The sequence below is a fragment of the Phormidesmis sp. 146-33 genome (assembly GCF_052939515.1).
On sequence record NZ_JBJPHU010000031.1, the window covers coordinates 54,324 to 71,180 of the forward strand.

The 16,857-nt window shown below is 48.5% G+C and carries 12 protein-coding genes; 3 read left to right on the forward strand and 9 right to left on the reverse strand.

Annotated features, from left to right (window positions below; all coding sequences use genetic code 11):
- Positions 1-385: 385 nt before the first annotated feature.
- Both ACJ2PR_RS14695 and ACJ2PR_RS14700 read right to left on the reverse strand, forming a co-directional pair.
- Positions 386-1,078, reverse strand: coding sequence for a hypothetical protein (locus ACJ2PR_RS14695; RefSeq protein WP_446869669.1), 693 nt, complete (start codon positions 1,076-1,078; stop codon positions 386-388).
- Between the two features lie 408 nt (positions 1,079-1,486).
- Positions 1,487-1,993, reverse strand: a complete 507-nt coding sequence (locus ACJ2PR_RS14700) for a cyclic nucleotide-binding domain-containing protein (RefSeq protein ID WP_446859683.1) — start codon at positions 1,991-1,993, stop codon at positions 1,487-1,489.
- A gap of 223 nt (positions 1,994-2,216) precedes the next feature.
- Between ACJ2PR_RS14700 and ACJ2PR_RS14705 the strand changes: the two genes are divergently transcribed.
- The gene (locus tag ACJ2PR_RS14705) at positions 2,217-5,369 is read left to right on the forward strand and encodes an AAA family ATPase (protein ID WP_446877541.1); all 3,153 of its coding nucleotides are present in this window, start codon (positions 2,217-2,219) and stop codon (positions 5,367-5,369) included.
- A 148-nt stretch (positions 5,370-5,517) separates the two neighbouring features.
- On the opposite strand, the gene ACJ2PR_RS14710 is transcribed toward ACJ2PR_RS14705, so the two are convergent.
- From ACJ2PR_RS14710 to ACJ2PR_RS14735, 6 genes are read right to left on the reverse strand one after another with little or no spacing between them, the layout of a single operon-like run.
- A complete protein-coding gene (locus tag ACJ2PR_RS14710) occupies positions 5,518-6,879 on the reverse strand; it encodes an alkaline phosphatase family protein (RefSeq protein ID WP_446877542.1) in 1,362 nt (453 codons plus the stop codon).
- Between the two features lie 59 nt (positions 6,880-6,938).
- A complete protein-coding gene (eboE, locus tag ACJ2PR_RS14715; protein WP_446877543.1) occupies positions 6,939-8,168 on the reverse strand; it encodes a metabolite traffic protein EboE in 1,230 nt (409 codons plus the stop codon).
- Between the two features lie 8 nt (positions 8,169-8,176).
- On the reverse strand, positions 8,177-9,403 hold the full coding sequence (locus ACJ2PR_RS14720; RefSeq protein WP_446877544.1) for a 3-dehydroquinate synthase: 1,227 nt from the start codon (positions 9,401-9,403) through the stop codon (positions 8,177-8,179).
- On the reverse strand, positions 9,404-10,342 hold the full coding sequence (eboC, locus tag ACJ2PR_RS14725; RefSeq protein WP_446877545.1) for a UbiA-like protein EboC: 939 nt from the start codon (positions 10,340-10,342) through the stop codon (positions 9,404-9,406). It abuts the gene before it with no gap.
- A 53-nt stretch (positions 10,343-10,395) separates the two neighbouring features.
- Complete coding sequence (locus ACJ2PR_RS14730) at positions 10,396-11,388, reverse strand: TatD family hydrolase (protein WP_446877546.1); 993 nt, start codon at positions 11,386-11,388, stop codon at positions 10,396-10,398.
- A gap of 7 nt (positions 11,389-11,395) precedes the next feature.
- On the reverse strand, positions 11,396-12,310 hold the full coding sequence (locus tag ACJ2PR_RS14735; RefSeq protein ID WP_446877547.1) for an EboA domain-containing protein: 915 nt from the start codon (positions 12,308-12,310) through the stop codon (positions 11,396-11,398).
- Between the two features lie 735 nt (positions 12,311-13,045).
- On the opposite strand from ACJ2PR_RS14735, the gene ACJ2PR_RS14740 reads away from it, so the two are divergent.
- Positions 13,046-14,404, forward strand: a complete 1,359-nt coding sequence (locus ACJ2PR_RS14740) for an NB-ARC domain-containing protein (RefSeq protein ID WP_446877548.1) — start codon at positions 13,046-13,048, stop codon at positions 14,402-14,404.
- Between the two features lie 492 nt (positions 14,405-14,896).
- Complete coding sequence (locus tag ACJ2PR_RS14745) at positions 14,897-15,301, forward strand: GFA family protein (RefSeq protein WP_446877549.1); 405 nt, start codon at positions 14,897-14,899, stop codon at positions 15,299-15,301.
- An 86-nt stretch (positions 15,302-15,387) separates the two neighbouring features.
- Here the strand turns inward: ACJ2PR_RS14745 and ACJ2PR_RS14750 are convergent.
- Positions 15,388-16,857 (reverse strand): FAD-dependent oxidoreductase (locus tag ACJ2PR_RS14750; RefSeq protein ID WP_446877550.1); only part of this gene is annotated, 1,470 nt, incomplete at its 5' end.

The following is a 16,857-nucleotide window of genomic DNA, read 5'->3' on the forward strand; positions in this document are numbered from 1 at the left end:
ATACAAGGGAGAGGTTAACAATGAACAGAATCTAAAAAGTTTGAAATCAGCTTACTGAATTATTTTCATACATGACTTAGAAAAATTTGCATCATGAATGTAAATCTCCAAGCGATTCAAAACTTTATAGATGGAAGCCTTGAGAAAAGTTGTTTTTTAATGAATCTGTGAACAGGCTATCAGCTTTGTAATTAATGAGTCAGTAAGCGAACGTTAACGTTGAGTAAAGAACAAATGATTGCTATTAAAAATCGTGACAAACCCCAACTGGAATCGGTCACGATTATGGCTGACTTGAACTTCATACTTTGGACTCTAGACTAAGCAGCCTTGAAAGTCTTCTATCTTCGGTTCAATGTCTAACGTCTCTGGCTGTCTAACGTCTCTAACGATTCAACGCCAGTGAAGAATTGAGTGTTAGAGAGAGATTATCGGTGCGAGGCTCGACGACGACGACTTCATTGTTTTTGCGTCCGAGTAGCAGTCCGCCCAGGGCACCGGCCCCCGTCCCAATCAGAACTCTACCCAGCGTGATGCGTTTTTTACCCGTCACTCCTGAGATGATTGCTGCCGCACCTGACCCGATCGCCGCTCCCTTCAAAATCGCTCCGGTATCGACACCCTGGCGAATGTTTTCTTTGCGGCTGAGAACATCAGAACGAGCATCGATCGGCAAGCGTGTGCCATCGGTCAAAATTAGCGTTCTGGCGACAAATTGGGAGTTGTTGTTCTCTGCGGGTCGAAATTCACCTTCAACCTGGCTTCCAGCGGGGATGAGTAGCGTTCCAGAAGACGATCGAATGTTGCGGGCGATCGTCAGCGTCATGGGCACTGTTTCGGCTGGCGCGATTACAATTCTTTCGGCTTTGTCATAGACTACGGGGAAGCTGGCACCCGCAGGGATTCTCACACCATAGCTGGGTGAAGTGCGCTGAGACGGGAAGAGTTGTGCAACTTTTTGGGGTGCTTGATTGGCGTTAGCGGCTCCCATCATGATCATGGGGGCGATGCTCGTCGAAGTCACGCCCAAAGTCAGTGCGAGCGCGGTACTTGCTTGAAATTTCTTTAAGTTCAACATGGGTCTGTCCTTCAGGTCGTGTTCTAGTAGCGATGTCTTTATTGACTAGAGAATTTTTAACAAGGTTCCTGAACTCACAAAACCTACCTTTGGACTGAGTGAGCGATCGTAAGCTATCTCTCTAAGGTGATCCTCCTCAAAAGACATGGATTCGATGAAATCTTTTGCTACGGTGATTAATCCGGGCAGCCTCCTAAATTCCTCACGAGTCAGGGACTTTGAAACCGGAATTGCTTTAAAGCCCGTCAGAATGAGGGATTGGGGGCAGAGGCGCTGAACACCGAAGCGAAAAAAATCATTGCATTAACGCTAAAAAGACAGTCTGTTGAATGAGTCCACAGTTTGTTTGAATCACTGCGGTTTTAATTACTTGAGAGCATCTATTCAGCCAGGAACAGCTGCTTTTCGTCACTTTTCTCGCAGGCGTTTGAGCAGCATCGCTAATCGAGCTTGGGCCGTTTGGTTAATCTCGCTGACTTCGGATGCAGATTCTCCAACATCTCCTAATTGGCCGACCGTCGATCGCAACCGATTAGACAAAAACATGGCCATCGCTCGATAAAACCGAGAAGCAAACCCGACATCGAGATTGAGTTTCTCAGCGAGATCAACTTGAGGAATTGCAAAGACTTGTGAAGCTTGGGCGGCTCTCACCGTGGCAGACGGCGGACGAGAATCGACAAACGACATTTCACCGACGATTTCGCCCTGACCGAGACGGGCAATTTCGCGGCCTCCGAGCGCCCCCGTTGAGACCGATAACTCGCCTTCTAGCAAAATGTAGAGCGTGTTGACAGGCTGCCCTTCCTGGATCAAAACCGTTTTGGGAGAAATGGATTGGCGGGTTCCGATCGACACAATCCAATCAATATCAGCATCAATCAACTCACTCAGGATGAATAAGACTTTTTTCATGATTTTTGGTAAGTGCGAGTGTGCATCAAGCCCCAAATCACCCTGAAGTTTGGCAGTTAGCCCATGTTTGATCGAAAGTCCTTTACAGATTAGCCCTTCTAGCGATTAGACTACAATACAGTGCGACTGTACTTTCGTGCATTTGTACTGAATTACGCTCCGCCCTATGGCTGACGTGTTGATTTGAGCAACGAATTTAACGGCTGCCCGCGATCGCATTGTCATGATTCCTCAACAGCTAACTCTCAAGAATTTTTTGAGCTATCGTGCAGCCACGCTTGACTTTAGAGGGCTGCACACGGCTTGCGTTTGTGGGTCAAATGGGGCGGGCAAGTCGTCATTGTTAGAAGCCATTTCTTGGGTGATTTGGGGGGAGAGTCGCGTCGCACTCGAAGATGATGTGATTCACATCGGCACTAAGGAAGCGCAAGTTGATTTTATTTTTAGCATTCACCAGCAGACTTATCGAGTGATTCGGACGCGCCAACGGGGACAGGGTGTCGTGTTGGAGTTTCAAATTGCTCAAGGAGAAAATCGGGCAGAATTGGAACAAACGCGCTTTCGATCGCTCACCGAAAAAGGCATCCGCGCCACTCAGCAGCTAATTTTGGAGCATTTGAAGCTTGATTATGAAACCTTTGTCAACTCTGTTTATTTAAGACAGGGACGCGCCGATGAGTTTATGTTGCGTCGTCCGGCAGAGCGCAAGCAGATTCTCGCTGACTTGCTCAAGCTACAACGATACGATCAGTTGGCAGAGCAAGCCAAAGATAAATCGCGCCAGTTCAAAGGACAAATGGAACTGCTAGAGAGAAATCTGGCGACCAATGAATCACAGCTACAACGACGAGAGACGATCGCTCAAGAATGCGCCGAGTTAGAACTCAATCTAGCTCACATGCAACAGCAGCAGATTGCTAAAACAGCACAATTGCAAACGCTAAAAGCAAGACAACAACAACGCCAAACCTGGCAACAACAACTAACCTGGCAACAACAGCAACAACGCAATCTCAGCCAAGATTGTCAACGTCTACAACAGGAATTTTCTCAGACCGATCACCAGAAAAAAACGCTGGAGACACTTCTTGGTCAACAAAATCAGATTGTTTTGGGGTATCAGCAATGGCAAATGCTGCAATCGCAAGAGGAAATTCTAGCCGCCAAGTTTCAGTCTCATCAAATTGCTCAAGCCAAACGCCAAAAATATCAGCAGCAGCAAACTGAAAAACTCAGCGAATTACACAATCGTCAACAGCAAATCCAGGCTCAAGACGCTGCTCTCATTCAACAAACGCAAGAAATTCAGCGGACGTTGAGCAAGGCGGCCGATATCGAAGCGGGAATGGAACAGTTGCGCCAGGCGAGACTTTATCTCAGTCAATTAGATCAACTGCAACTGCAAGCAGCACCTCTAATTCAGCGAAGACAACAGCTACAAAGTCAGGTCGATCGTGCTTCCACTCGCTTGAGTGCCCGTTTGGATGAAGTTCGTTCTTCAGCCTATCAACTTCAAACTCAGCAACAACGTCAGCCTAAACTTCAGAAAGCGGCCGTCGAGATCGCCACTCGCATTGAAGAACTGCAAAAAATCAGACTTTATCAAGAACAAGTCCGTGAAAAAGGATTAGAGCGACGCAGCTTTATGGAACGGTTGCAGGCCCACCAGCGCGATCACGAAGCTCAACTTGCCGAACTCGACCAAAAGATTCGCATGTTGAGGCAAGACGTGTGTGGCGGAGAGAGCTATGAGTTTTCAACCTTGAATCTTCGAGAAGATCAGAAGGCTGGCTTAGAAAAAAGTTCAGTCACCCTTCAAAACAGACCTAAGATTCAAGAGTCCTATCCCCCTTGTCCGCTGTGCGATCGTCCCCTGGATGAGCATCACTGGAATCTCGTTTTAGAAAAACATCAGCAGCAACAGCAAGAAGTTCTCGATCAAATTTGGGTGATTCGAGAGCAACTGGCCGTCTCTGAGCGAGAGATTCAGGTTTTGCGGGGAGAGTATCGCGAGCTAGAAGAGAAGCTGACGCAGTACGGCACTATTTTAGAACGACGTGGCCAGCTACAGGAACAGCTTCAAGTGACGGCCGATGTGCAAAAAAGTTGGGAACAACTCAACGCTGAGGCTGCACAGCTTGAAGCGAAACTTAAATCAGGTGACTATGCCACCGAGTTTCAAGAAGAATTGCAGCTACTCGATCGCAGTCTTCAACAAATCAACTATGACGAAAAAGATCACGCCCTGGCGCGGGGAGCCATCGATCGCTGGCGTTGGGCAGAAATCAAACAGGCAGAAGTCAAGCAGGCAAAGCGGCGACAGGCTCAAATCGAGGCGCGTCAACCCGAACTCAAATCACAGCTTGCAGACCTTGAGCAACAGATGGAGCGGATCAATCAAGAGACAGCTTTTGGACTGGGCGAGTACGATCGTCAGATTGCCGCGATCGGCTATCATCTAGAACAGCACGATGCTTTGCGTCAAGCCTTGCGTCAGGCACAACCCTGGCAACTCCGCTATCAAGAACTCTGTCAGGCACAGCAGCAATTTCCTCAAGTCGATCAACGGCTCCATGAGCTAGATCAAACCCTTCAGGCTCGGCTGAATGAGCGACAAATCGTCAGTCAACAAATGCGAGAATTGATTCACTGTCTAGAACAGATGCCTGATTGTGCAATCCAAATCCAAACGCTAGAACAACATCTTTTACAACAGCGTCAAGAATTGGATGGTCAGTTGTCTCGATTGGGTCGTCTCCAACAACAACAACAGCAGCAAGAACAACTGAGTACACAGAATTTAGAACTCAAATCTCAATTACAAATCTCCAGACAACAAACGCGAGTGTATCAAGAATTAGCTCAAGCATTCGGCAAAAATGGAATTCAAGCACTCATGATCGAGAACGTGCTGCCGCAGCTTGAAGCGACGACGAATCAAATTCTCTCTCGGTTGAGTGCCAATCAGCTTCATGTCCAATTTGTCACTCAGCGCGGGCGCAATTCCACCAAGTCTCAACCTTCAAAACTCTCTGAGACGCTGGATATTCTGATCGCCGATACCCGTGGGACTCGTGCTTATGAAACGTATTCCGGTGGCGAAGCGTTTCGTGTGAATTTTGCCATCCGATTGGCGTTGGCGAGATTGTTGTCTCAGCGATCGGGCACCGCGTTACAAATGTTAATTGTAGATGAGGGGTTTGGCACTCAGGATCAGGAAGGTTGCGATCGCTTGGTGGCGGCCATTAATGCGATCGCGCCTGATTTTGCCTGCATTCTCACCGTGACTCACATGCCTTATTTCAAAGAAGCCTTTCAAGCTCGAATTGAAGTCACCAAAACTCAAGAAGGCTCTCAAATTATGTTGTGCGTCTAAATAGAAATGCAATAGAGCTATGAACACGCTATGGAACTCATTTGGGATCTTTTTCTATGTTCTCATTATGTTCTCATTGATATAGCAATCCTATTTGAGTTGTGAGAATCTGGTTGAAACGGCTCTCCTGAAAGCGTTGTGTTTCAAGTCAAGCTAATAAGTGGTTTAAAATAAGGGCACAAATCTCAAGCGATGATATTGAAGAGTCTTGTAGTAGGTTACTTTGTGTCATCACCAGGGGGCGATCGCTGACAGAATTCGGTAAATGCCCATGCGATCCGCGCACTAATTCTGCCTCTAGCGGTGTCAAATCCATCAACGATCGCATCCCCAGTTTGCGCTGGAATAACGTTTTGGCAACCTTGAGCTTGGGAAACCGAATCTGTGGGTCAATGAATAGTTCTACCGGGTCATAGCCTGGTTTGCGATGAATATCCACGGTGCGAGCAAAGTCAGGCGCTTTATGGTCGTCCAGCCAATAGTAATAGGTAAACCATGCCTCTGGTTTCGCAATGACCACTAGCTCGCCCGATCGCGCATGGTCAAGGTGATAGTCTCGTTTGCCTGCTTCATCCAAAACTCGTTCGACTCCGGGTGTTTGCTCTAGTAGCGTCTTGACCTGAGATAGCACTGCTGGATTGTTGACATACACATGAGCTATTTGATGATCTGCAACCGCAAACGCTTGACTGGCACCCGCATCGAGGAGTTCTAGACCCAACTCTTCTCGAATTTGCAGCAGTCCTGCCGATCGCAACACTCGATTGAGGTGTACGGGTTGAGACACGGGCGTAATGCCATATTCAGAGAGAATGATTGGCTGGATGTTTCGTGCCTCGTAGAATTCAATCAAATCACCCACAACGGCATCGATTTCTTGCAGATCTTGGGCTGGACTCGAACCCATTTTTTGGGCGCAGTAATCCAGATGAGGCAGATAGACGAGCGAAAGCGTAGGACTAAAGTTTGTCTCGACCCATTTTGCTGAATTTGCAATCCACTGGGAGGAGTCGATCGTGGTCGCCGGGCCCCAAAATTTGAACAAGGGAAACTGTCCAAGTTCAGTCTGAAGTTTGGGGCGAAGCGCGGCTGGATGAGTGTGAATGTCAGGCAGTTTGCGTCCATCAGCGGGATACATGGGGCGCGGCGTGACTGCATAATCAACCGAGGAGTACATGTTGTACCACCAGAACAAATTAGCGCAGGTGAAAGTCGGATCGAGTTCTCTGGCCATGTCCCAGACTTTGGGAGCCTGCACCAGTTGATTAGACTGCCGCCAAAACTTGACCTCACACTCGTCTCGAAAGTACCAGCCATTTGCCACGATGCCATGTTCGCTGGGATGCTTGCCTGTGAGATAAGTCGCCTGAACACTACAGGTTACAGCAGGCAAAATCGGCGTAATGGACGATCGCTGTCCCCGATCTGCCCAGGCTGTTAATTTCGGCATGTTGTCACCCAGGCAAGTTGGAGTTAGTCCAACGACATTCAGGACGGCGGTTCTTTTCATGAGGGAGGAGGGAGGAGGGAGGAGGGAGGAAAGGGTTAATGTACTTCTAGTGAACTTTACTAGGCGGCGATCGCAGTCTTTAGTTGCTGCAAAACCCAGTTGTATTCTCGTTGGATCGAGACGGATAGATCAAGCTTGATGTCCGCAGGCAACACGTCCCAGGTGTAGGTTTCGATTTCGAGATGTGTACAGATGGGAGAGGTTTGCAGATAGTTTAATGTCTCGGTGAGGTGGGGTTGGGTTGATCGCAATAGTGGATAGTCTTGCAGAAAGATTGGGACATGGAAATGAGTCCGCCATTCGGTTGCAGTGGTGGTCAGGAAGTCCGGTAAGGCTTGCTCCAGGTCGCGATACTGTTTGAGGGTGCCATCCTGCTGACGAGCAATCACCTGATGTAGGTAGGTTGATTCGACAAACGAGGAGAGCCGTAGCGCGATCGCTTGACGTTCTGTTAGTTCAACGGGAATGGGAATTCTCACGGCTGAGCTAAGTTGAACTTTGCTGATTTTAATTCCGGCGGTTTGTAGTTGACGCAGGGCGATCGCAGGTTCCTCATATTCCACGGCAAAATGGCAGGTGTCATAGCAAACCCGAATGTGGTTGCAAAGATGCTCAACGGCTTCATCGCGGGCAATTCCCAACTGTTGCTTTATGGCAGCACTACCGAGGGGACGCAGCCAGCGATCAAAGAAATCAATCACTTCTTGGGTGTTTTCCAATAGTCCATCTGGCTCTGGTTCTAGTCCGAGATGAATTAGCTTACCCGTCTCAGCATAGAGTTTGAACAGATCAACGACTAGCCGCGAAAGCGCTATTGTACTTGACCGAAACGCCTGCTCCTTCTGCTCTGGCTTGTCCAGGAACCAGGGTTTGTAAGAGAGAGGCAAAGTAGAAATGCTGCCTTCTATTCCAGGTGGCAACAACTCCGCGAGAATCTGCACTAGCCGCTGGGTGTACTCTAGTCGATCGCTCACCGTCCAGTCAGGCGCATAGACCTGATCTTTGACGACCTGATGATGGAAACTGCCATAGGGAAAGCCATTTAGCGTAAAGACATAAAGATCTTCTGCTGCCAACCAGGACTTGAATTGAGACAAGCGATCGCCCTGCAACAATTCTCGACTCGCGACATCTGCCAACCGTAAACCAACACCAAACGGCTGATCTGGAGCGATCGCTTGTTTGAGTCGAGGCAAGTAGTCCTGAAGATTAGCCCAAACTTCTGCCCAGGTTTCACCGGGATGAATGTTGGTACAGTAAGTAAGATGGAACTGCTGATCAACTAGCATAAATTTTCCTATTGGCTGACTTGCTTCTCACTCAGTGCTGTCAGATAAGCGATCGCTTGCTGGTAGACGGATACCTCGACTTGATGGACTTCTACACCAGACCCAAGGCTAGTTAATAGCATCAATGTCAACTCTCCACCCAGATGTTCTCGAAATTCAGTTAACCCTCGAAACACAGACTGGGGATGTTCTGGCTCGTTTGAGAATGCGCCCAGTTCGGGAACAGATAGGTCAAATCCTAGCGACAGCAGCGTGTTGAGAATTCGTGTCCAATCGGTGGCTGGCAGCAGTCCGGCAAAGTAGGCATAGGTACTATCGAGCGCAATCCCGATCGCAACCGCCTCTCCATGCCGCAGGCGATAGTGCGTCAAGTACTCCAGTCGATGCGCTGCCCAATGTCCAAAGTCAAGGGGACGCGAGGAACCCATCTCAAACGGATCACCATAGCCGCCGATGTGTTGTAGGTGATGCTGGCACGATCGATAGATAACTTGCTGCATTACAGACAGATCACGGTTAACCAGCACACGAGCATTCGATTCAATGAATCTAAAAAATTGGACATCTCTGATGAGTGCAACTTTAACGGCTTCAACAATCCCAGAGATCCAGTCTCGCTGACTCAACGCCAGGAGAAAGTCGGAGTCGTTAATCACTGCATAAGGTGGTGTGAAGGTGCCAAGAAAGTTCTTTTTGCCAAAGGCATTCACGCTGTTTTTGACTCCAACTCCAGAGTCATCTTGAGCCAGTACCGTGGTTGGCACCCGCACCAGACGCACACCGCGATGGGCAGTTGCCGCCGCATATCCTACTAGGTCGAGAACAGCACCGCCGCCGATCGCCACTACATAAGAATGCCGACACAGCCCAACCTCACTGATCAATTGCTGAATCTGTTCGACTAATGCTGGATCATTCTTAGACGCTTCTCCCCCAACCACCACCAATGGGTTAGCTTTGAGACTAACTTGGTTCTGGTAGCGATCGGTATACGCCACGATCTGTTCTAGTAGATAGGGATGTGAAGGGAGGAGTCCACTATCGACAATGACGATCGTCGCCGCAGGGTGATCAAGCTTTTCACTCTGCAACACATCAGCAAATAGAGGATTTTGTAACCGAAAAAGCCCACTCGTAAAGTGAACCGCGTAGTTGAACTGCACCGTCACAGATTGTTGTAGCGGCTGCAAAGTAGCGTCTAAAGATTGGGGTGGATTAGTCAGGCTGAGATTCATTTAGGTCACCGCGAACTGTTTGGCTAATAATCGAGAAATAGGAAGTAGACTCAAAATGGCAAATCCATAGATCCAGTGGCTAAAACTGGCAGCGATCGCGCTATCCAGGGCAATCAGAGAAATCACGCCCGATCGCACTGCAATCCGAATCAAGTCTGAACTAGGATTACGAGCCGCTTTCACAAATGCTGGAACTACTGAAGCACCCCAAAATCCGGCGAACGGCAACATTGACCACAAGTGGGCTGTATGGACTTGCAATACAGAATTGGGCACCAGATTTAACCCAACTAATCCACCGCCCACGAGGGTTAGAAGACCTAGAGAAACACTTCCAGCGGTGCGATTGCCACCATTAACTTCACCGCGACTAATGAGCGTAATTGCCGCAATGTATAGAACGGGAACGATCGCCAACAACCAGCGTTCTTGTAGAATGGTCGGCATTGCACTGATACCCAACAGCAAATTGCCCCCGCGACACAATCCCATGTTGAGCGACCCCATCCAGGCGGAATGTTTGCTCACAGAGTCGTAGAGTAACGCCGCCAATGCGATCGCACCCGCAATCCCTGCACTCAACGCTGACACCTGAGCCGCTGCAATGATGCCGATCGCCAACAAACCAACACCCAACGCAATACCCTCCTGCACCGAACTGCGACCACTGGGAATCGGACGTTCGGGGCGCTCTACCGCATCCAATTTGGCATCAAACACATCGTTAAAGACAACGCCACCGCCATACAATCCCGTCGTTGCTAGTAGCAGCCAAAGTAAAGGCTGAAGGGTGGCGAGGTCAAGCATCCAATCAGCCGACAGAATCACTAAACCTGCTGCCGCATAGCCTGCCAAAATATCGGCCCATGCCGTGACAATATTAGCAGGACGCATCATTTGAAGATACGCCACCACTCGATTCACTGTGTTTTGCGCCATCACGACTTCACCTCTGATTGAATGCTGTGCAAAAGACTTAAACCGCAAAAGACTTAAACAATCACGATCGACCCGGCTCCCTCGACGATCGGTTCTTGCCCTCGCAGCACAGAGTTGTCCTCATAGAACTGTCGTTGATCAACAGGGTCTGGACTCAGCCAATCCGCTTCACTCATCTCACCGCTTTGACTGTAGGCTTCCAGCGCATTGTCATAACAAACCGCCTGCACACGAGCTTCCGAAATTCCGCGTTCGATCATCAGTTGAGCCGTCTTTGGCACCGCTAACGGATCACTAATTCCCCAATCTGCGGCACTGTCTACAATGATTTTTTCAGACCCATACTGGCGAACAATTTCAGTCATTCGCTCATTGCCCATTTTGGTATGTGGATAGATCGAAAAAGCTGCCCAGAAACCGCGATCGAGAATGTCTTGTACCGTCTCTTCGTTAGCGTGATCAACAATGACGCGCTGTGGATCGATACCATGCTCCAGACAGACTTCCAGGCTTTGCAACGTCCCTTCTTTCTTGTTGCGATGAGGCGTATGAATCAGAACTAGCTTATCGAACTCTTTCGCCATTTCTAGTTGGAGTCGAAAGTACTTATCTTCTGCCGCAGTCATTGAGTCATAGCCAATCTCCCCGATCGCAACCACGCCTTCTTTGCAGAGGTACAAGGGCAGTAGGTTCATCACCTCATCGGCGATCGCTGGATTGTTAGCTTCTTTGGGATTGAGAGAAATGGTGCAATAGTGTCGGATGCCAAACTGTCCCGCTCGAAAGCGCTCCCACCCTACTAAACTGCTGAAGTAGTCCTGAAAGGTGCCAGCACTAGTGCGCGGTTGTCCCATCCAAAACGAGGGTTCGATGACTGCAACCACTCCGTACTGCTTCATCACAAGGTAATCGTAGGTCGTGCGGGCAGTCATGTGAATGTGAGGATCAATCCACATTGGGGTAGAGCGCGCAGGTTGAGAAGTATCTAACATAGAATGACCGGATTGAGGGTAAGCGATCGAGCCGTTAAACGAACGGGTGAACATTGAAAAATTAGCGAAGGGCGGCTTGCTGTTCTAGTTGCTTTTCGTAGATAATTTTCCAGGTCAAAGTTCCTGAGCGAACTAGCGCTTCCAGTGCAGGGTAGAGAGCTAGTAGATCAAGCGCGATCGAGTGCCCTGATTGAATGCAAGCTAACCCGATCGCGTGTTGTTGAACCGGATTGGATGTGCAGAGAGCCTGCTTTAAGTCGGCAACCATTGTTCCATCCACAAAGGGAACAACCAGCCGCCACAATTCTGGAGTCACGTTTCGATGAGCCGCCCACCGCTCGTGAACATAGTCCATCAACATTCGCGACAGGGTAGCATTGGCTCGATCGTCCAGTTCCCAAATCGGATAGAGCGGACTACCGACAAAGATGGCTTTCAGCACTAACTGATTCCAGGTCGCTTCGTCAAACTGTCGAGCCGGATAGGAATTCCAGAGCGCAATCGCATTAAACACTGCGGTAATGTGGCTGCGAAATCCTTCTAATGCCCAATACTGATAGCGATCGCCATAGGGCAACAGCGGCAACGTCTGATGAAGGGCGACCGCTTCTGGAATGCCTGCCGTGGGGTAAAGCTTTTCTAATAGGGGACTCAGCAAACCCTCTTCTGCTTGGGGAAGACTGAGCAACAGCAGCGATCGGGCTGCCTGATCCACACTCCATTGCCCAGGAGACCAGCCCGGACACAGCAAGCTTGCGGTTTGCAGTTCCGCCTCGTTTAACAGCAGATCCCGTTTGCCAACTCGACGGGGAAGGGTACTAAACGCCGTCAAAAAAGTGCGTTCCGAAAAATTTTGGCGAGACTGTGCGATCGTAGAACTGAGCGCCTCAAAAGCTTCGGAAGTTAGGCGCTGAGATAGCCACCCATGCAGCAGATTTCGAGTTTTGCTGGCACCTTCGGTAGAAAGACCGACCATACGTTTCCCTAACTGATTCACATACCAGTTAATCTAGTGGCATGACCGTAATAATCCCTAATTTTTGAACAGAACTGTTGAAAAATTCATAGAGAATAAAGGGGTTGATCGCCCTGAATATCAGCAGTCAGGCTATGTCTCCAGCCTAATTCACGTCCGTACTGACCTGACTTGACCGCCCAAAAAGTGCTTTATCTTAACTTTAAGAATCTGCGATCGCACTTACGTTATTGTCTCAGTCCCAATGTCTCAGTCCCAATGTCTCAGTCCCAATTCGATGAGCCGACTTTATTGTTTCAGTTTGGCGTTATTCAGTTGTGAATGCAGCCTCAAAATTCATAGCGAGTCATTGTGTAGTAATTGAAACTTACCTAATTAGAGTGTTGAAGGCTACTTCGATTGAATTCTCTCTTGATAAGAGAGGTTAGTGTCTTGCAATACTATAGCCGCTTAAATTTGTCTATTGTCAAACAACGAAGTGCAGCAATAAAGCTCCCAAACAGTTTCCGAACCTTCGTCCGAAGAAGACACGAACATTGTTAGCAGATTTTCATACTTCCTTCGAGGGTACGAAGTGCAGAGCTATACCGTTGATTCTGCAGGACTTCTTAGCCTTTTTGATGCTCCAGATTAAAGTTTTTATTCTTTTTCAAAAGTCATTGCATAACCTGCTTAACAACGCGCCCATCTGATTAATAGGGTACTTTAACCCTGCTCTATTCCTAGGAAGGTAATATGACTCAGGAAGAAGCCTTAGAGAAGATTAAGTTAGCGTTATCCCCCGCAATTCTCAGTGAATTACAGATTGATATTTTCCGCAGAACCTGGAATCAGCAGTCGTATCAAAAAATTGCGCGGGAATCAAATCATGAACATAGCTATATTAAAGATGTCGGTGCAGAACTATGGAAACTACTTTCGCAAACGCTAGGGACTAAAGTCACAAAGCTAAATTTGCAGGAAACGCTGACTCAGATTCTGCAACAGAGACAAATCCCACACGCTAGGCGAGTACATTGGGGTGAAGCGGTAGATGTGTCTCAATTTTTTGGACGGCAGGGTGAACTCACGACTTTGGAACAGTGGGTGACGCAAGAACGTTGCCGATTGATTGCGATCGCAGGCATGGGCGGCATGGGCAAAACAATGCTGGTGACGCAGTTGGCACAGCAACTCGCCGATCAATTTGAGATTGTGGTGTGGCGATCGCTGCGTCATGCTCCACCACTCGCTGATTTTCTAACCGAATTACTCCAGACTCTTGTACCCGAACAACCCACTCGACTTAATGTAGCATTACGACCCTTGCTGGAAAAGCTGCGATCGTCACGCTGTCTGCTGATCCTGGATAACATTGAGACCGTTCTAGCAAGCAATGAATTCGTAGGCACTTACCGACCTGGGTACGAAGAGTATAGCGAGTTGTTTCGGCAGCTCGGAAAAGTGCAGCATCAGAGTTGTGTCCTGCTGACCAGTCGCGAAATTCCAACCGAGATTGCCGTGCATGAAGGGATTACAGCCCCGATTCGATTACTTCGATTAAAGCCGCTATGCGCTGAAGCAGGACAAACCATTTTGGCAGCGAAAGGGCTAGAGGGTCTAGAACAGTCGATGCAGAAATTAATTGAGCGGTATCATGGAAATCCACTGATGCTTGAAGTGATCGCAACGCCGCTCAAAGACTTATTCGGGGGCGACATTGAGGCTTTTCTCGCTCAAGAGACGCTGTTATTTAACGACATTAGTCGATTACTCAAACCACAGTTCGATCGCCTGACTTTGCTCGAACGGCAGGTGATGTATTGGCTTGCAATCCATCGTGAACCTATGACTGCAAAACAGCTACAAAGTAATTTGTTACCCTCTGTGTCTCTAGTTGCCCTACAGGATGCGTTAATTTCACTGGAGCGACGCTCTCTCATCGAGAAGGCGAAGCCTGTGCTGGCAGAAGCAAGATACCTTCAGCCGCTGATCGTCATGGAATATGTGAGTGGACACTCGATCGAACAGAATTGGCAAGAGACTGAGCAAGCCCAAACGATTGATTTTAGAAATCATGCCTTGCTGAAATTGCAGGCAAACGGAAAAAGATGATGCAGTTCTACACGTCCCTGCTGTTATGCCGCTCAGGTTATCGGTAAGGTGCAATCCATAACTTCAAGTCCTCATTATGGCAAACGAGAGAGTGGGTTGAAGCTGCATCCAGGAAAGGTTTTTACGGTTGAACCGATGCTAAACGAAGGGACTGATGAGCTTGATTTCTCGCGGATCATTGGACTGTGATTACGAAAGACAAAAGACTCTCTGCTCAGTTTGAACATACAGTCGCCGTTACAGAGGAAGGCGTAGAGATCTTAACGCTTGCTTAAATGTTAGAGAAGCAGTGCTTTCAATAAGGCTTCGGGTAACAGGCACGATCACCGCATAAATCGATGCAACGGTCTGTTGAGGGTCTTCCCGTCTTGATCTACAGCCGTTGAACTTGTCGTTAGATGCTACAGAGAGAATCGGTATTCGGACTTGTTTTACACAAGATCGCCGTTAGAACCTGTAAACTTTTCAGAGATAACTTCTTGAGAGCTTGTGATGATCAAAACCTTTATCGGAAGCTGCCATTGCGGCGCGGTTCGATTCGAAGCCGACATCGACCTGAGTTTGGGTACAAACAAATGTAACTGCTCGATTTGCACGAAAACGCGGAATTGGAACGCCCTCATTAAGCCTAGTGCTTTCCGACTGCTATCCGGTGAGAGTGACTTAAGTGACTACCAGTTCGGGTCAAAGATCGGACATCATCTTTTTTGCAAACACTGCGGCGTGCGCTCATTTGCACGCGGGCATCTTGAACAGATTGGCGGAGACTACATTACCGTCCAATTGTCTGTCCTTGACAATGCCGATCCAGCGGAACTCGCTGAAGCACTCGTTCGATTCACTGATGGTCGTAACAACAACTGGGATGCACTTCCAGCCGAGGTAAGGCATTTATAGCGATCGCTGATCTCGTAGGATGTGTGACAGCATAATGCACCATCTTAGTTACTTTGTAGAAAGCGATCGCGATTAGCCGTCTCAAATCAGCGCTGTAGAAGCTGCACTACAATTCCCAGGAATCCAATGAAACCCATCCAACTCATTCCAGAGAGAATGCGGGACGTGCGCTGCTCGCTCAACCACAGCTCTCGGTACGAATATTGAGGATCGCGAACCGAAAACGCGATCGGAGGACTGATAAAGGGCAACAATTTGCTCAACCCTAAGCGGATCACAGAACCCATGAACCAAAGTTTTGTTCGCAGTGGAGCCTGATTATATTGCCAGGGAGCCGCAATTTGAACTAGGCGAACCAGCCCTTCAACATCCGGCGATCGCTCGGTTTCGTAGACCGGGAGTGATCGCGCCAAATCGTCCTCGTGTTCCGACAGAATTTGATGCAAAACATAGACATCCTCCAAGGCAGAATTGACCCCCTGCCCAATATCAGGCGGAAAGCAGTGAGCCGCGTCCCCTAGAAGTAGAACGCCTGACACAGACCTATCATTCGGTTTTGGCGGGCAAGGTAAAAGATAATGAAGTCCAGAACAAAACTGCGGGATTGGGAACGCTCCCCCTTCGCTTTCGGCAAATCGATCGACTTCTTGAGGCGGAATGAACTGACGGAGTGGGAGTTGAGGAAAAGCAGATTCGAGAAAATTCAGGACTTCTTCGCCTGTTTTCAACTGCCAAAGTTGGTGATCTGCCCAATTGATCAACATGGCAGGTCGGGGCACATCTTGGTCTTTAATTGGCAGTAATCCCAGTGACAGAGCACGTCTGCGCTCTCGAAATTTCCCACGAATACCATAGGACTGAGTAGACACGGCGTGACTTTTTGCTTCCGCATCTAGGGGAAAGTTTGGCGGTAGGCGTAATGCTTTATATCGTAAGCCAGAACTGGGTGAAGGGAGTTGCTGAACTTCAAATTTGCCAGAATCATCCCAGGTATTCAGGGTTGAACGAACGATCGATTGAATCCCATCACATCCAATCAGAAGCGTTGGCTGAAATCGTTCTGGCACAGAAGAATTTTCGGATTCAACAACTACTTCTAGCGTTTCTACAGTATCTTCGATTGTTTTGTTAATCGCAACACAGCGGCGATCGAATGACACTGTAATCTGATCCGACCAATGGTGTTCGATTTCTTGATACAGTAACTGCAAAAAATCGCTGCGGAATAACCAGTAGGCAGGTTTTGGATCATTGAAAGACTGCTTGATTGTTTTGCGATCGCCATTTGGCTGGATGCGAGTGATCTGAAATTCTGACGCTGAAACACCAATCTTCGAGAGCGGCTCAGTCAAACCGAGCAAGTCTGTAAGTTGCTGACCGCGAGCATCAATTAAGTAGTTAAATGACTTGTCTGGCTCATAGTCATTTGCTGCCCTTCGTCTTTCTAAAACCGTGATTTCAGCCCAGCCTCTTTTTGCTAACATGAGCGCAGTTGCGAGTCCTGCGGGTCCACCTCCGACAATGAGAACATTTCGACGCGAGGCAGAACACTGTGG

Coding starts and splice junctions, on each gene's coding strand:
- ACJ2PR_RS14695 (WP_446869669.1), bottom strand. CDS start 1,078: ATGTTGAACTTAAAGAAATTTCAAGCAAGTACCGCGCTCGCACTGACT.
- ACJ2PR_RS14700 (WP_446859683.1), bottom strand. CDS start 1,993: ATGAAAAAAGTCTTATTCATCCTGAGTGAGTTGATTGATGCTGATATT.
- ACJ2PR_RS14705 (WP_446877541.1), top strand. CDS start 2,217: ATGATTCCTCAACAGCTAACTCTCAAGAATTTTTTGAGCTATCGTGCA.
- ACJ2PR_RS14710 (WP_446877542.1), bottom strand. CDS start 6,879: ATGAAAAGAACCGCCGTCCTGAATGTCGTTGGACTAACTCCAACTTGC.
- eboE (WP_446877543.1), bottom strand. CDS start 8,168: ATGCTAGTTGATCAGCAGTTCCATCTTACTTACTGTACCAACATTCAT.
- ACJ2PR_RS14720 (WP_446877544.1), bottom strand. CDS start 9,403: ATGAATCTCAGCCTGACTAATCCACCCCAATCTTTAGACGCTACTTTG.
- eboC (WP_446877545.1), bottom strand. CDS start 10,342: ATGGCGCAAAACACAGTGAATCGAGTGGTGGCGTATCTTCAAATGATG.
- ACJ2PR_RS14730 (WP_446877546.1), bottom strand. CDS start 11,388: ATGTTCACCCGTTCGTTTAACGGCTCGATCGCTTACCCTCAATCCGGT.
- ACJ2PR_RS14735 (WP_446877547.1), bottom strand. CDS start 12,310: ATGGTCGGTCTTTCTACCGAAGGTGCCAGCAAAACTCGAAATCTGCTG.
- ACJ2PR_RS14740 (WP_446877548.1), top strand. CDS start 13,046: ATGACTCAGGAAGAAGCCTTAGAGAAGATTAAGTTAGCGTTATCCCCC.
- ACJ2PR_RS14745 (WP_446877549.1), top strand. CDS start 14,897: ATGATCAAAACCTTTATCGGAAGCTGCCATTGCGGCGCGGTTCGATTC.